General features: G+C 70.2%; 18 protein-coding genes. 11 read left to right on the top strand and 7 right to left on the bottom strand.

Annotation, left to right across the window (positions count from 1 at the left end; translation table 11 throughout):
- Nucleotides 1-24: 24 nt before the first annotated feature.
- Nucleotides 25-390: an Rv1352/Rv1906c domain-containing protein gene (locus NL1_RS00855; protein ID WP_245673027.1), complete on the bottom strand. Its 366-nt coding sequence runs from the start codon at nt 388-390 to the stop codon at nt 25-27.
- 299 nt (nt 391-689) lie between these two features.
- Here NL1_RS00855 and NL1_RS00850 point away from each other — a divergent pair, with 299 nt between their 5' ends.
- From NL1_RS00850 to NL1_RS00830, 5 genes are all read left to right on the top strand, one after another.
- Nucleotides 690-1,169 carry a sigma-70 family RNA polymerase sigma factor gene (locus tag NL1_RS00850; protein ID WP_245673026.1) on the top strand — a complete coding sequence of 160 codons (480 nt, stop codon included), beginning with the start codon at nt 690-692 and terminating at the stop codon, nt 1,167-1,169.
- 81 nt (nt 1,170-1,250) lie between these two features.
- Nucleotides 1,251-1,661 carry a QcrA and Rieske domain-containing protein gene (locus NL1_RS00845; RefSeq protein WP_067832865.1) on the top strand — a complete coding sequence of 137 codons (411 nt, stop codon included), beginning with the start codon at nt 1,251-1,253 and terminating at the stop codon, nt 1,659-1,661.
- A gap of 210 nt (nt 1,662-1,871) precedes the next feature.
- Nucleotides 1,872-3,140, top strand: coding sequence for an N-acetylmuramoyl-L-alanine amidase (locus NL1_RS00840; protein WP_067832862.1), 1,269 nt, complete (start codon nt 1,872-1,874; stop codon nt 3,138-3,140).
- Nucleotides 3,141-3,227: 87 nt separating this feature from the next.
- Nucleotides 3,228-4,262 (top strand): CobW family GTP-binding protein, encoded by a 1,035-nt coding sequence (locus NL1_RS00835; protein WP_067832983.1) that lies wholly within the window; start codon nt 3,228-3,230, stop codon nt 4,260-4,262.
- Between the two features lie 180 nt (nt 4,263-4,442).
- A complete protein-coding gene (locus NL1_RS00830; RefSeq protein ID WP_067832859.1) occupies nt 4,443-4,634 on the top strand; it encodes a hypothetical protein in 192 nt (63 codons plus the stop codon).
- A gap of 4 nt (nt 4,635-4,638) precedes the next feature.
- Here the strand turns inward: NL1_RS00830 and NL1_RS00825 are convergent, their stop codons facing one another.
- The 4 genes from NL1_RS00825 to NL1_RS00810 all read right to left on the bottom strand — a co-directional run bounded on the left by NL1_RS00825 (nt 4,639) and on the right by NL1_RS00810 (nt 8,423).
- A complete protein-coding gene (locus NL1_RS00825; RefSeq protein ID WP_067832854.1) occupies nt 4,639-5,643 on the bottom strand; it encodes an AraC family transcriptional regulator in 1,005 nt (334 codons plus the stop codon).
- A 93-nt stretch (nt 5,644-5,736) separates the two neighbouring features.
- Entirely contained in the window at nt 5,737-6,171 is a 435-nt protein-coding gene (locus NL1_RS00820) for a molybdenum cofactor biosynthesis protein MoaE (protein ID WP_067832851.1), read from the bottom strand.
- On the bottom strand, nt 6,158-7,174 hold the full coding sequence (moaCB, locus tag NL1_RS00815) for a bifunctional molybdenum cofactor biosynthesis protein MoaC/MoaB (RefSeq protein WP_067832980.1): 1,017 nt from the start codon (nt 7,172-7,174) through the stop codon (nt 6,158-6,160). Before moaCB ends, NL1_RS00820 begins: the two co-directional genes overlap by 14 nt.
- Before the next feature lie 43 nt (nt 7,175-7,217).
- A complete protein-coding gene (locus tag NL1_RS00810; RefSeq protein ID WP_067832848.1) occupies nt 7,218-8,423 on the bottom strand; it encodes a molybdopterin molybdotransferase MoeA in 1,206 nt (401 codons plus the stop codon).
- 114 nt (nt 8,424-8,537) lie between these two features.
- On the opposite strand from NL1_RS00810, the gene moaA reads away from it, so the two are divergent.
- From moaA to NL1_RS00785, 5 genes are all read left to right on the top strand, one after another.
- The gene (gene moaA / locus NL1_RS00805; protein ID WP_067832844.1) at nt 8,538-9,596 is read left to right on the top strand and encodes a GTP 3',8-cyclase MoaA; all 1,059 of its coding nucleotides are present in this window, start codon (nt 8,538-8,540) and stop codon (nt 9,594-9,596) included.
- On the top strand, nt 9,589-9,831 hold the full coding sequence (locus NL1_RS00800) for a MoaD/ThiS family protein (RefSeq protein WP_067832841.1): 243 nt from the start codon (nt 9,589-9,591) through the stop codon (nt 9,829-9,831). Before moaA ends, NL1_RS00800 begins: the two co-directional genes overlap by 8 nt.
- Before the next feature lie 27 nt (nt 9,832-9,858).
- Complete coding sequence (locus NL1_RS00795; protein WP_067832838.1) at nt 9,859-10,227, top strand: iron chaperone; 369 nt, start codon at nt 9,859-9,861, stop codon at nt 10,225-10,227.
- A 103-nt stretch (nt 10,228-10,330) separates the two neighbouring features.
- On the top strand, nt 10,331-11,041 hold the full coding sequence (locus NL1_RS00790) for a YciI family protein (protein WP_067832835.1): 711 nt from the start codon (nt 10,331-10,333) through the stop codon (nt 11,039-11,041).
- A 2-nt stretch (nt 11,042-11,043) separates the two neighbouring features.
- Nucleotides 11,044-12,360, top strand: a complete 1,317-nt coding sequence (locus NL1_RS00785; RefSeq protein ID WP_067832832.1) for an RNA polymerase sigma factor — start codon at nt 11,044-11,046, stop codon at nt 12,358-12,360.
- A gap of 19 nt (nt 12,361-12,379) precedes the next feature.
- Here NL1_RS00785 and nadE read toward each other — a convergent pair whose 3' ends face one another.
- Both nadE and NL1_RS00775 read right to left on the bottom strand, forming a co-directional pair.
- Complete coding sequence (gene nadE / locus NL1_RS00780) at nt 12,380-13,204, bottom strand: NAD(+) synthase (protein ID WP_067832829.1); 825 nt, start codon at nt 13,202-13,204, stop codon at nt 12,380-12,382.
- A gap of 6 nt (nt 13,205-13,210) precedes the next feature.
- A complete protein-coding gene (locus NL1_RS00775; RefSeq protein WP_067832978.1) occupies nt 13,211-13,822 on the bottom strand; it encodes a TetR/AcrR family transcriptional regulator in 612 nt (203 codons plus the stop codon).
- Between the two features lie 152 nt (nt 13,823-13,974).
- Here NL1_RS00775 and NL1_RS00770 point away from each other — a divergent pair, with 152 nt between their 5' ends.
- A complete protein-coding gene (locus NL1_RS00770) occupies nt 13,975-14,544 on the top strand; it encodes an NAD(P)H-dependent oxidoreductase (RefSeq protein ID WP_067832826.1) in 570 nt (189 codons plus the stop codon).
- Nucleotides 14,545-15,022: the final 478 nt, after the last annotated feature.

The raw sequence follows: 15,022 nt of genomic DNA, 5'->3' as shown, positions 1-15,022 counted from the left end.
TGCGCTCGACGGGAACTCCTGCGATCAGAAACCGGCCGAACCGGTCGACGGCAGGGACTGCACCCTCTGCCACGCACCGCAGTTCTCGGTCTTGAAGGCGACATCGGTCGGCTTGATCTCCACGCGGACCGGGCTCAGCCGGGTGAAGTTGTTAGCGATGATGTACTGCATGTTCGTGTTGTCGCCCTCGACCTTCCACAGCCTGCGCCAATCGCAGCCGTACGCGGGGTCGGGCGTCCCCGGCGCTTCCCAGACGCCGGGGAGGATGTCGACGCCGACCATGTAGAGGCCGTCGCCCAGCATGACGGTGGCGGGGTCGGCGGCCGCGGTTCCGGCTCCGAACAAGGTCGCGGCGGACGCCATTGCCCCCGCGATCACGAGCATGCGCATGCGTTGTTTCTCCTCGATATTTCGCCCATAACTGGACGTCTGACCTGCGAAGATCCCCGCATCTCCGTGGCCAGATCTACCAGAGTCGTCCGCCGGAGACGGGGTATTCGAGAGATTTCTGTCACATATACAGCGGTATCCGCATGAATTCGCCGTATTCGCCGATCTCTGATGTCATCGGACCCGGCGGCCGCGATATCGATGGTGTGAGAGGTATTCCGCTGGGCGCGCTCACGGAGCAGCGCCGAACGTGTAGCGCCCATTGCGCGGGCCTGTGCACCGAAGAAGGTCTCGCTCGGATGCTCGCCGCCGATCGCGGATTGCTGCACTGGCGTGCGCGGCGCGGCCTCGGGGACGCCGGCTTGGCCGAGCATGCGGTGCAGGAAACGCTGCTGCGGGCCTGGCGTTCCTGTTCCCTGTTCGACGAGCGCCGCGGCAGTGTCCGCACCTGGCTGCTGGCGATCGAGCGCAACGTCATCATCGATATAGCCCGAGCCCGCGCGGCGCGGCCGTTCGACACGGCATGGGACGAGATCGGTGACACCGGCGAGACGCCCTTTGTGGGCCCGGACTTCGTGGACGGGCTGATCGACGGACTGCTGGTCACCGAGCTGCTGTCCCGGCTGCCCTCGGCTCAGCGCGAGGCCGTCGTCGAGGTCATTCTGCGCGACCGCGCCTACCGGGAGGTGGCGGCCGACTTCGGTGTTCCGGTCGGCACCGTGAAGACCCGCGTGCACTACGCGCTGCGCTCGTTGCGGCAACTTCCGCGGGCCGCCTGAACCGGGTGGTCCGGTTCGCGGTCGTACGTGCGGTCCCCTTACCGTGGTCGGCAATGCCCGAACCAGGTGGGGAGTTGACCGATGACATCCGAAGACCGCGCTGAGCTGCGTATCGATCGCCGGACCGCGCTGGCGAGCGCCGGTGTGGCCGCCGCGGCCGTCACCGTCGCGGCCTGCGCCACCGCCGAACCGTCTTCGGGGGAGGTCGCGCCGGGTACCGAGGTCGCGAAGGTGGCCGACGTGCCGGTCGGCGGCGCGGTGATCGCGGGCGGCACCGTGGTCACCCAGCCGCAAGCCGGTGTCTACCAAGGATTCTCGGCCGCCTGCACGCACCTCGGCTGTTCGGTGTCGAAGATCGAGCGCGAGACGATCGTCTGCCGCTGCCACGGCAGCGCCTTCCGATTCGACGGCACCGTCGCCACCGGCCCCGCCGAACGCCCCCTCGCCCCACGCGCCGTCCGCGTCGACGGCGACCGCATCGTGACCGCCTGACAAGGCTGCCAATCGGAAGCTGTCTCGGCTCGAGCGGTGGTCGATGCGAGGGCATCAGTGCGCCTGACCAGGCGCGACTCACTAGCGTCTCGGGTAACAGTTCGGTAACTGGTCTTGCTTCGCCGAGTTGCGCGTTGCAAGAGTAAACCACTGGGTTTGGTGTTACTAGTGGGAAGGGAGGGGTGCTCCGTCCCGGGGCACCGACCGAACATGAAGCCAAGCATCATCAAGGCCGGTATCTCCACCACCGTCACGGCCGCGGTGACCGCTACCCTCGCCGGGTTGCTCCCGGCGACCGCGACGGCCGTGCCGGTCACGCCGGACTTGGCAGGCAAACTCGCAGGCAGAACGGTTTTCCTCGACCCCGGCCACCAAGGGCCGAACCACTCCGAGAACCTGGCCAGACAGGTGGACAACGGCCGCGGCGGCACCAAGGACTGCCAGACCACCGGCATGACCTCCGTCAACGGCATCCCCGAGCACACCATCAACTGGAATGTCGCCCAGCTGGTCAAGACCTCGCTGGAGAGTCTCGGCGCGCGGGTGGTGCTCAGCCGCCAGGACGACAGCGGCTGGGGCGGCTGCATCGACGACCGGGCCCGCGCGGCCAACGACTCCGGCGCCGCGGTGGCGGTGAGCATCCACGCCGACAGCGCGCCGTCCACGGTGCGCGGCTTCCACCTGATCGTCCCGGAGTTGCCGATCCCCGACAGCAGGGTCGATCAGGTTCAGTCCGGACCCGGCCTCGCCGTGACGAAGTCGGTGCGCGACGCGTATCTGCAGGCGGGTTTCCCGGCGGCCACCTATGCCGGGGTGCAGGACGGACTCCAGACGCGAGCCGATATCGCGGGCCCGGCACTGACCGCCGTGCCGAGCGTGTTCGTCGAAATGGGCAACGGAGCCAACGCGGAGGACGCCGCGCTGCTGGAGAGCCCCGACGGACAGCTGAAGCACGCCGTCGCGATCACCACCGGACTGGTGGGCTACCTGCTCGGCGCTCCGCCCGCCACGAGCGGATCGGCCACCGACCAGCCCGTGCAGGGTGATCCCGCGCAGTCCGAGCCCGCACCGCGGTCCGCGCCGAATGCGATGCCGCCGGGCGCCTCCGACGGCTCGACGCAGAGCGCTCCCGGTGCCGCAGCGCCCAACAACGCCGTGCCGCAGTCGGCACCGGGTACGCAGACGATCCCCGGTAGCCCGGGCACCCAGGCGAGCCCAGGTTTCAGCACGGGCACCCAGGACCCCGGTAGCCGGCTGTCACCGAACAACCCGGCGCTCCCCGGAACCCAGGCGCTGCCCGGCACCCCCGCGACACCCGCGTACCCGGAAACCACCACTCTCGGCATCTTCGCGAACACCGCGCTCGAGATGCTCATGCCGCTGGCACGGGCGCTCGGCATGGACAACACCGCGATCACCGCGGAGCTGATCAACTTGGCCTACACGCTGGCGAGCAAACTGTTCGGCCCCGCGCGATAGTCCGATCACCCACCGGACGCCACCCGATCCGCCGGGTGGCGTCCGGTGCGTTTTCGCACCCCCGCGCGCCGCACTAGGGTGGTCCGGGTGGCTGACCGGATTCCAGTGCTGATCGTCGCCGGCTATCTCGGCTCGGGGAAGACCACCCTGCTCAACCACCTGCTACGCAACAATCGCGGCACCCGAATCGGGGTGGTCGTCAACGACTTCGGGGCCATCAACATCGACTCCATGCTGGTCGCCGGGCAGGTGGACGCGATGGTCTCGCTCGGCAACGGCTGCGTCTGCTGCGCGGTCGACGTCACCGAGCTGGACGAGCTGTTCACCAGGCTGGCGCAGCCGCGGGCGAACATCGACGTCATCGTGGTCGAGGCCAGCGGCCTCGCCGAGCCGCGCAACCTCATCCGCATGGTGGTCGGCAGCGACAACCCGCGCATCCGTTACGGCGGCCTCGTCGAGGTGGTCGACGCCGAACAGTTCCCGGCCAGCCGCGAACGGCATCCCGAACTGCTGACGCATCTTCGGCTGGCCGACCTGGTGGTGGTCAACAAAGCCGACCGGGTCGCCGCGGCCGAGCTGGACACGTTGCGCGGCGAGATCGCCGAGCTGGTCGGCGCGGTCCCGGTGTACGCGACCACCCGCGGCCGCATCGATCCCGGCCTGTTGTTCGACGAGCCGCTGCGCGAGACCCCGCGCGTCGCCGAGCAGTTGAGCTTCGACGAACTGCTCGCCGATCACGACCACGACGGCGACGACGAGCACCGCCACCTGCACGACGACTACACCAGCGTCTCCTTCAGCAGTGAACGGGAATTGGATCCCCGCAGGCTGATCGGCTTCCTCGAGGACCCGCCGCCCGGCCTGTTCCGCGCCAAGGGCTTCGCGGCCTTCGGCGTCGCGGCCGAGCGCAGGAAGTTCGTGCTGCACATGGTCGGCAGGCACATCGTCTTCGAGCCGGGCGCGTGGCGCCGTGGCGAACCGCGTACCAGCCGGTTGGTGCTGATCGGGGCGGGTATGCCCGCCGAGACCGCGCTGTCGCGCTTGCGCGAGACCGTGCACACCGCCGACGATTTCCTCGACGAGCAAGCGATGCTGGGGGTGTGGCGCTACACCCCGCACTGAGTGCGCCAGAGGTTGGCGCGTTTCGCTCGAGGGTGGCGCGTTCGGCGCTTTCGTCCCGGCCGAGTTGTCGACAAGACTGGCTGCACGCCCGCCGTGTCGGGGACGGCGTGCTGCGCCGCGCGCGGCGTCTGTTCAGGACCGTGATCGACCGTATCGTTGTACGACCGATGGGAGAGTTCGGTGTCCGACACGTGGGAGAGCGCCACCGCTTACGTAATCAACGCACTGGAGGCCAAGGGGACCGCCACCCGCGACGATTTCGACGTAGCCGCGATCGTCGCCGCCACCAGGGGCCTCGCCGAGAGCTGGGATTTCCGGGCGATCGAGAACGCCACGTTCTGGCGCATCGCGGCCTGCTTCCTGCGCGTGTGAGGCGTCAGTCGAGCAGTTCGCACCGGTGCGCGTGTTCGGTGACGCTCCAGCGGCGCGCCGCGCGGCGCATCGAACCGGCATCGGAATACCCGAGCAGTTGCGCCTGCCGCGCCCGGCTCAGCGAACCCGCCGCGGTCGCCTGCCGCAACCGGGCGTCGCGCGCCCGGTCGAGTTCCTTGCGCCACGTCGTCCCGGCTTCCATGAGCCTGCGCTGCAAGGTGCGCGGGCTGGTGGCCAACCGCCGTGCCACGCGGTCCAGCGAGGCGTTGCCCGCGTCGAGCGCCTCGGACAGCGCCTCGGCCACGCGCTGCGGCCAAGCCGAGGCCAGCGGCGGTGGCGGCGGCAGGGCGTCGGCCAGGGGGCGCAGGATCTTCGCCAGCACCGGGTCGGCGGTGGTGAGCGGGAGGTCCATGTCGGAGGAACGGAAGGTCATCGAGTCGACCGGAGCGTCGAATTCGATGGCGGCCGTGCCGAACACCTCGACGTAGGCGCGACGGTCGGCGGGCGCCTGCTGGCGCAGCGCGACGCGGATCGGTGCGAGCGGTTCGCTCACCACGCGACGGGCCCGGCTCAGCACCGCGCCGAGACCCCACAGCTGAGTCAGGTCTCGTCCCACGCCTTCGCCGTCGATGATGTCGAGGTAGAGCGTGGTCTCCTGCTCGTCGGCGACCAGGTCGAACCGGTGGTTGGTGCTGACGGCGGCGACGTACGGTCCGCAGGTCGCCAGCCCGGCGCCGAGGGTGGGCGCGGTCGAGAACAGGTAGTCGTACAGGCCGAGGCTGCTGAGCTCGTAGCGCCTGGCCACCTGCAACGCCACCGCGGGATCGCCGAGCGCGTGCGCGCCGAGTTCCCACAGCCGGGAGAAGGTGTGGCTCGGCAGGTGCATATCGTCGCCCGCCATCGTCCATTCCGGTAGTCCGGTCTCCCGGATCAGCTTCTCCCGATCGGCTCCCGCAGCGGTGAGCTGCGAGATGACGAAACGATGCAGCAAAACCTGGTCGGTTCCCACGCGTCCTCCTGCCCCACATCCGGACGAACACTCTGGGCGAGAACGCTAACGGCGACCTGTTTGATCCGTCATCGGATTCACATCACGAGATGATTACCCGCAGGCGTTGACCCATTCGGACATGCCGTCGGCGAACAACTGCCGCTTCCAGATCGGCACCTCGTGTTTGATCCGATCCACCAATTCCGCGCAGGCAGTGAAGGCTTCGGCCCGGTGCGGGGCGGCCACCGCGACCACGATGGCGAGATCGCCGACGGTCAGCGCGCCGACCCGGTGCACCGCCGCCACCGGAAGACCGGTTGACGCGGCCGCCGTGGCGCAGCAATTCCGCAGGAAACGTTCGGCTTCCGGATGCGCCGAGTATTCCAGCGCCGAAACGGCCTGGCCGCCATCGTGATTGCGAACCTTGCCGGTGAACACCACGACCGCGCCGTGTTCGGGGCCGGTGACCGCGGCCTCCACCTCGGCGGGGTCGAGCGGCTGGTCGCTGATGCGGGCCACCCGCACGATGGTCTCAGGCGTTGTCATGAGCGCCGCCTCCGGCTACTTGTGCGAGCAGATGATCGAGGAGCGGTTCGAGCACGGCGATACCGTCCCGCACCCCGCCCGGCGAACCGGGCAGGTTCACGACGACCGACCGGCCCACCAGCCCCGCGACGCCGCGGCTGAGCGCGGCGAGCGGGAACTTCGCGGTGCCGCGCTGCCGGATCGCCTCGGCCACGCCGGGCAGTTCGCGGTCGAGCATGGCCAGCGTCGCCTCGGGGGTGCCGTCGGTGGGAGACGCGCCGGTTCCGCCGGTGCTGATCACCAGCGACGGCGCGAAACGCAGGGCGTCGGCCAGCCCGAGTGCGATCTCGGCATCGGCGTAGACGAGCGGTCCGCGCACCGAGAAGCCGTGGCCGGTCAGCCATTCCGCGAGCACGGGACCGGTGGTGTCCTCCCTGGTGCCCGCCGCCACGCCCGTCGAGGCGACCAGCACGACGGCGGAGAGATCGGTGTCGTCGAGAGTATCGCTCTCGTCCTGTTCCACTGGGGGAACGGCGGTCTCCGGCTCCGGCTCGCCAGGCCGCTCCCAATGGCCGCGCTTGCCGCCCTCCTTGGTCAGCAGCCGGACGCCGTCGAGGGTGGCCGCGGGGTCGACCGCCTTCACCATGTCGTGCAGGGTGAGCCCGGCGACGGCGACCGCGGTCAGCGCCTCCATCTCCACGCCGGTCGGGCCCTTGGTCTTCGCGGTCGCCTCGATGGTGATGGCGGTGTCGGTGAACCCGAACTCGACCTTCACCGACGACAGCGCCAGCTGGTGGCACAGCGGAATGAGTTCGGAGGTCTTCTTGGCGCCCGCGATGCCGGCGATCCGCGCGGTGGACAGCACATCGGCCTTGGGCAGGTCGTCGGCGCGGACCAGCGCGACCACCTCCGCGGTGGTCCGCAGCACACCGGCCGCCACGGCGACGCGCGCGGTGTCGGTCTTCGCGCTCACATCGACCATGCGGGCGCGACCTTCCCGGTCGACATGGGACAGCTCACTCATGGAAACCAGCCTGGCACAGTTCCGCGGCGCGGCGCGCACCCGCTCACAGTTCGCGTACCCGCACCGGGGCGCCCGCCGCCAGCTCGGTCGTCTCGGCGGGAATGTCGATCAGCACGTCGGCCCAGGCCATGCCCGCGATCAGGTGGGAACCGGCGCCGGAGGCGGGTTCGACACCGCCGTCGACGAGCCGTCCGCGCAGGAACTGCCGCCGACCGGCGGGGGAGCGCACCGCCGCGCGCAGCGGCACCTCGCTCGTGCGCACCGGCGGCAACCCGGACAGGTGCCGCAGTATCGGCCTGGCGAACACCTCGAACGACACCATGGTGCTCACCGGATTGCCGGGGAAACTGAGCACAGGGACGCCGTCGAGCACCGTCAACCCCTGCGGGCCGCCGGGCTGTACCGCCACCGAACCGAACAGCCCGCCCTGCCCGGCGAGCACGTCCTTGACCACTTCGAAATCGCCCTTGGACACGCCGCCGGAGGTGAACACCAGATCGGCGGAACGCGTTGCGGCGGAGAGCAAGCGGCGGAACACCGCGGGATCGTCGGTGCTGTGCTCGACCGAGACGACCGCGACCCCGTTGGCCGCCAGCGCGGCCGCGAGCGCGATGCCGTTGGAGTTGTAGATCTGGCCGGGACGCAGCGGCTTGCCCGCGGGAACCAGTTCGTCGCCGGTGGTGACGACCGCCGCGCGGACCGGCTGGAAGACCGGCACCGCAGGCACTCCGACCGCCGCGAGCGCGGCGATGTGCCGCGGCGTCAGCGCGAGACCCGCGGGGACCAGCAGCGCGCCCGCGCGCACGTCGGTGCCCGGCTCGCGGACGAATTCGCCTGCGCTACGGCCGCGTTCGATGGTGACGGCGCGGCCGTCGGTCCGCGTGTCCTCCACCGGGACGACGCAGTCCGCGCCGGGCGGGATCGGTGCGCCGGTCATCACCTTCAGCGCCGCTCCGGCAGGCAACGGCGCCTGCCCCGGCTGGCCCGCGGCGACGACACCGGCCAGCGGCAGCGTCACCGGGGCGACCGCCACATCGTGGGCCCGCACCGCGTAGCCGTCCATCGCCGAATTGCGGAATACCGGCAGGTCGATCGGTGCGCGGATGTCCGAGGCCAGCGTGCGGCCCAGCGCGGCGGGTACCGGGACGGAGTCGACCGGACGCGCCGCGAGGGGGCGCAGCAGCTGTTCGATGCTGTCGCGGTACTCGTCGACGGACCGGGCCGAGGCGCTGGCTGGCCGAGAATTCATAGCGAAGAGCCTAGTGGGCGCCGGTCGTCTCACGTCCTGACATGGGTGTTTGTGAGATCGGCCGAACTGGGCGCTGCCCGTGATGCGATGCGGACAACCGGTCATACTGGAAGGGTGACGTTGGTCGAGATGGGCATTCCTACTGTGCGATCAGGGCGCCCCTCGCTCGACGGACGCCCCGACACGCCCGTGCTGATCGACCGTTTCGGGCGGGTGGCCCGCGACCTGCGGGTCTCGATCACCGAGAAGTGTTCGCTGCGCTGCACGTACTGCATGCCGGAGGAGGGGCTGCCGCCGATCCCGAAGGACGAGCTGCTGACCGTCGAGGAGATCGTGCGGCTGGTGGTGCTCGCCGTCGAGCAGCTCGGCGTGCGCGAGGTCCGGTTCACCGGCGGCGAACCGCTGATGCGCCGGGATCTGGAGCAGATCCTCGCGGGCTGCCACGCGCGGCTGCCCGACATTCCGCTCGCCATGACCACCAACGGCGTCGGCCTCGAGCACCGGGCCCGCGGGCTCGCCGCGGCCGGGTTGGGCCGGGTCAACGTCTCGCTGGACACCGTGGACCGCGACGGCTTCGCCAAGCTGACCCGCCGCGACCGCCTCGGCTCGGTGCAGGCGGGCATCCGCGCCGCCCGCGCCGCGGGACTGGCGCCGGTCAAGGTCAACGCCGTGCTGATGCGCGAAACCCTTTCCGGCGCGGCGGATCTGCTCGCGTGGTGCCTGGCCGAGGAGTGCGAGCTGCGGTTCATCGAGGAGATGCCGCTGGACGCCGACCACGAGTGGGCCCGCGCCAACATGGTGACCGCGGCCGAACTGCTCGACGTGCTCGGCGCCCGGTTCACCCTCACCGAGGCCGGTCGCTCGGATCCGTCCGCACCGGCCGAGAAGTGGCTCGTCGACGGCGGCCCCGCCACGGTCGGCATCATCGCCACGGTGACGCGCAAGTTCTGCGACACCTGCGACCGCACCCGGCTGACCGCCGACGGCATGCTGCGCTCCTGCCTGTTCAGCGATCAGGAATTCGATCTGCGCGAGGCCATACGGTCCGGCGCCGACGACGCCGAACTGGCCACCATCTGGCGCGGCGCGATGTGGAACAAGTGGGCGGGACACGGCATCGACGCCGAGGATTTCGTCCCGCCGGAACGCACGATGGGAGCCATCGGTGGTTGAGGTCCGCTATTTCGCCGCCATCGCCGATGCCGTCGGCAAGGATTCCGAGCGGATCGACCTGCCCGCGGGCGCCACGATCGCCGATCTGCGCATCAGCCTGGCCGCCGCGTACGGCCCCGATCTGGACAAGATGCTCGGGGTCTGCGCCTATCTCATCGGCGACGAACTCACCCGCGACCCGTCCTCGGCGCTGAGCGCCCGCGTCGACGTGCTTCCGCCGTTCGCGGGCGGATAACGGGCAGCGCCCGGCTACAGTCGAGCCGTGGTGCAGAGCAAGGCGAGCGATGTGGACGGCTACCTGACCGAGGTGCCGGAGGCCCGCCGCCCGGCGGTGCGCAGGCTGCGGGAGCTGTGCCGGGCGGAGCTGAGCGGGTTCACCGAGGTCATGGCCTACGGAATGCCCTGCTACGAACGCGACGGCGTCGGCGAGATCGCCTTCGCGAACCAGAAGCAATACATCTCCTTTTATCTGTTGCGTACCGACGTGCGCGCGGCGTACGCCGATCGGCTGGCAGGCCACGACATGGGCAAAGGCTGCCTGCGTTTCCGCAAGCTCGACATGATCGACTTCGACCTGGTCCGCGACCTGCTGCGGGCGACGGCGGCCACCGAGGGCGGGCCGGTGTGCTGAGCGCGCCGGAAATTTCCTCCGCCGCGATGTAGAGAACCCGGCCCGCGGTTCGTCGTCCGAGTAGAAGGGGTATCGGACCCCTCGAGCGAGGAAGGATGACGCGATGTATTACCTGGCGACATTGGTGGGACGCGAGGACGAGGGCGTGCAGCCCGGGTCGGCGGAGTTCGATGCCGAGGTGGCGAAATACGCGGCGTTCGACGAGCGCGCCGGCGACGCGGTGGCCGGTGGCGCGGCGCTGTTCCCGTCCGCGGCGGCGATGCACGTCCGCCGCGACGGCGGCCGGACCCTGATCACCGACGGCCCGTTCGCCGAGCAGGCGGAGGTCATCGGCGGGTTCTATGTGTTCGATGCCGCCGACCTCGACGCGGTGATCGAGCTGGCGCGCCTGCTGCCCGCCGCGGCGGACGGCGCGGTCGAAGTGCGGCCGATGGTCATGTGGTCGCCGCACGAGACGCCGCGCGCAGACTGGTGGCTGGCGCTGCTGTGGGAGAAGCCGGAGGCGGTGATCGCGCCGGGCTCGCCCGAATGGGACGCGGGGATGGCCGAGCACGAGCGGTTCGGGGCGAAGTACGCGGCGGCCATCCGGGGCGGCGGAGCTCTGCAACCGCCGTCCTCGGCGACCACGCTGCGGGTCCGCGACGGTGAATTGCTGCTGACCGACGGGCCGTTCACGGAATTCGCGGAGGTGGTCGACGGGCTGTACCTGTTCGCGGCGGCGAGCCGGGCGGAGGCGGCCGAGATCGCGGCCGCGATTCCCCTCGGCGAGCACGGGCGGACCGAGGTGCGTCAGATCGTCGACCTGGGCGACTGACGGTGACCACGGGCCCGGCCGCCGGGATCGACGCGGTCTATCGCGCCGAGTTCGGCCGGGCCCTGGCCACCGTGGCCAGGATGGTCGGTGACATCGCCCTCGCCGAGGACGCGGTGCAGGAGGCGTTCGCCGACGCGCTGCGCACCTGGCCCGAGCGCGGCGCGCCCGTGAATCCGGGCGCCTGGATCACCACCGCGGCAAGGCATCGAGCCCTGGACCGGCTGCGGCGCGAGTCGGCGCGGGCCGCCAAGGAACAGGATGCGGTTGCGGCGCACGCGCCGATCGAGGAGGCCGGGGTGTCGCCGGTGCCGGACGACCAGCTGCGCATGATCTTCACCTGCTGTCATCCCGCCCTGTCGGCGCAGTCGCAGGTCGCGTTGACGCTGCGGCTGGTGTGCGGGCTACGGACCGCGGAGATCGCCAGGGCCTTCCTGCAACCGGAGCACACTGTCGCGCAACGCCTGTCGCGCGCGAAGGCGAAGATCCGGCAGGCCGGGATCCCGCTGCGCGTGCCGCCCGCGCACTTGTTGCCGGAGCGGATGCCCGGTGTGCTCGCGTGCGTGTACCTGGTGTTCAGCGAGGGTTATTTCGCGACGTCCGGTCCGTCGGCCGTGCGAGACGAGTTGTGCGACGAAGCGATTCGGCTCGGTCGGCTGCTGTGCGGGCTGATGCCGGACGAGCCGGAGGCGCGGGCGCTGCTGGCGTTGATGCTGTTGCAGGACAGCCGGCGCGGGCAACGGCGCGGTGTCGCAGGGAAATCCGGTGCCGAGGCGGAAGGCGCTGCCGTCGGCGCGGAGGGGGAGCTCGGCGGTGAACGGGACCGGCAGGGTGAAGGCGACTTGATTCCGTTGGAGGACCAGGATCGGTCCGCCTGGAATCACGCCGCCATCCGCGCCGGTCTGGCGTGCCTCGAATCCGCGGCAGCCGACGGCGGCGGACCGTACCTGGCGCAGGCGCGCATCGCCGCGGCGCACGCGACGGCCCGGAGCTGGGCCGAGACCGACTGGCACGCCATCGTCGAAAGCTACGACGAGCTGCTTCGCTACTCCGCCTCGCCCGCTGTCCGAGTGAACCGGGCCGTCGCCGTGGGCTTTTCGCGCGGATTCGAGGCCGGGCTCGCCGCGCTGGAGGAAGTGGCGGACGATCCGCGCCTGGCCGTAACCCATCTGGTCCCGGCCACCCGAGCCGATCTGTTGCGCCGAGCCGGGCGGCCACGCGAGGCGGCCGAGAGCTATCGCGCCGCGCTGGACCTCGCGGTCAACGAGCAGGTCCGGCGGTTTCTGGCACGGCGCCTCGCCGAAGTCGAGGCGGCCGAGTAGACCCGGCGCTGAATCACGCTCAGCGCCACCAGGTGTCGAGCGGAGTCACCGGCACCGTGCGCTTGTGCCGGGTGTTGCGGAAGATGGTCTCCACCCGCTCGGCCACCTCGGGCGTGACGTCGTTGTCCTCGAGGTAGTCGTCGATTTCGCTGTAGCGCAGGCCGAGTGCCTCCTCGTCGGGGAGCGCGGGCCGCTCGTCCTCGAGGTCGGCGGTCGGGACCTTGGACCAGATGCTGGCGGGCGCGCCGAGTTCCTGGAGCAGCGCCGCGCCCTGTCGCTTGGTGAGGCCGGTCAGCGGGGTCACGTCGACGCCGCCGTCGCCGTACTTGGTGAAGAAGCCGGTGACGGCCTCGGCGGCGTGGTCGGTGCCGACCACGAGCAGGTTCTCCTGACCGGCGATGGCGTACTGGATCACCATGCGCTCGCGGGCCTTGATGTTGCCGCGCACGAAATCGCGCAGCTTGCCGACCTTCAGCGCGGACGCGGTCTCGGCCGCCACCGCGTTGGCGCCGGGGCGGACGTTGACCACGACGGAACGGTCCGGCGCGATGAAGGTCATCGCGATCCTGGCGTCGGCCTCGTCGGACTGCACACCGTAGGGGAGCCGCACCGCGACGAAGGTGGCGTCGAAGCCGTCGGCCCGCAGTTCCTCGGCAGCCAGCTGGCACAACCGGCCGGTCAGGGCGCTGTCCTGGCCGCCGCTGATGCCGAGCGTGAAACCCTGTGCGGGCGTTGCGCGCAGATAGTCCTTGAGGAAATCGATCCGGCGGCGTACCTCGACCTTCGGTTCGATCGTGGGCTGGACGCCCAATTCGGTGATGATCTGTTCGCGCAGACTAGCCATGGCACCTCACTCTACTGGCGAGGTGGCCGGGACAACCCGGCGAACGAAGGCGTCCCAGTTGTCCCCGATCCGCTCCGCGCTGTAACCGAGGACGTTCATCTGGTACATCACCAGCGGCGCGCCGAGCACGGCGAGCAGGCTGTCGGCCAGCAGCGGGATCTCCCCGGCCGCGCCCGCCTGCCGCAGCAGCATCGAGACGTGCGCCTTGAGCAGGTTGTACGGCGCGCCCGTGTAGCGGTCCCCGGCCTCGCTGATCTCGGCGGCCCGGTGCAGCTCGCCCTCGATCTCGATGTCGACCAGCCGGGCGCGCCCGAACGCGATGAGCCGGTCCACCGGGGCCGCGCCGGGCCCGAGCGGGGGCGGCCCGAACATGAAGGCCGCCTGAGACTTCTGCTCGGAGTGGTCGAGCAGCGCGCGCATCAGTCCGGAGCGGTTGCCGAAGCGGCGGAACACGGTGCCTTTGCCGACGCCCGCGCGCTTGGCCAGTTCGTCCATCGTGAGGCCGTCGATGCCGTGGGCGCGGACCAGGTCGTGCGCGGCGTCCAGCAGCAACTGCCGGTTGCGCGCAGCGTCGGCGCGCTCGGTGGGCTCGGCGGTCCCCGGCAGGGGTGTGCCGATGCGCAGCAGTGGTCGCTCGCGCGGCGGTTCGCCGGGCGGCGGTGTGGGGTAGTTCACAGCCCTCTCACGGTCTCGTGGGAAGTAATCGGACCGTAGTCCGGTTAGTCTCTGATGGAAGTCGGACAACACATTCAGTACACCAGGGAGTCGTCATGGGAAAGACCCACATCCTCGCTCTCGTCGGCAGCCTGCGCGCCGCGTCGATCAACCGCCAGCTCGCCGAGGCGGCCGTGCAGACCGCGCCGGACGGCGCCGAAGTGGCGATCTACGAGGGTCTCGCCGATATTCCGTTCTACAACGAGGACATCGACGTCCCCGGCGCCGTCCCTGCCGCCGCGCAGCGGTTGCGTGACGCGGTCGCCGACGCCGACGGCGTGCTCCTGGTGACCCCGGAGTACAACGGCACGCTCTCGGCGGTGCTGAAGAACGCCATCGACTGGACCTCGCGGCCATACGGCGCGGGTGCGCTGAAGGACAAGGCCGTCGCCGTCGTCAGCGCGTCCATCAGCCCGAACGCCGGGCAGTGGGCGCACGGTGACGCGGTCAAGGCCGTCGGCGTCGCGGGCGGCAAGATCGTCGAGGCCGCGCACGCTCACTTCGGCGTGATCGGCGAGCGTTTCGGCGCCGCGCACCCGCGCGAGGACGCGGAGGCGCTCACCCAGCTCGGCGCCACGCTGCACGAGCTGGTCGAGGCCGCGCACGGCCAGTTGGTGTCCGCCTGATCGTCGTTCCCCCGGCCGCCCCCGTCTTCTCTTGTGAGACGGGGGCGGCCTCGTGTTTCCGGTGTGCCGAGAGGGCGCACAAGGGGTGGACGAGGCAGTCGTTGCGGGTGTGACATCGGGTGATGCGGAAGTTTGCTAGAAGGGCGCTACGGTACGGAATTGTGATCTGCACCACGGACGTGTCGGGTTGCGAATCGAGCGTCCTGGTACTTCTCCCGGTGGAATTACATGTGTGCGACTCGCAACATGTCGTGTTGTTTCTTTCTGTCGGCCACTAGGTGTAGTGTCTTCGGTGCTGGAAGGCGGTGCGGGACCCACCGTGAAAAGCTATCGTCCGCAGCGGCGCTAGCAGGGGTTTCGAGACCGGATCCAGGAGTTTGCGCAGCGTACGTCGGATCACGCACTGCATACGGATCACCGGCTGTGGATCAGGCTCGCGGTGTGAGCTCAGGCCCGGAGGCGGAAGCCTACGTGACCA

It is taken from the genome of Nocardia lijiangensis NBRC 108240, assembly GCF_001613045.1.
Lineage (GTDB): Bacteria > Actinomycetota > Actinomycetes > Mycobacteriales > Mycobacteriaceae > Nocardia > Nocardia lijiangensis.
Note: the sequence above shows the minus strand (reverse complement) of the source record. Positions and strands in the feature narration are given on the sequence as shown.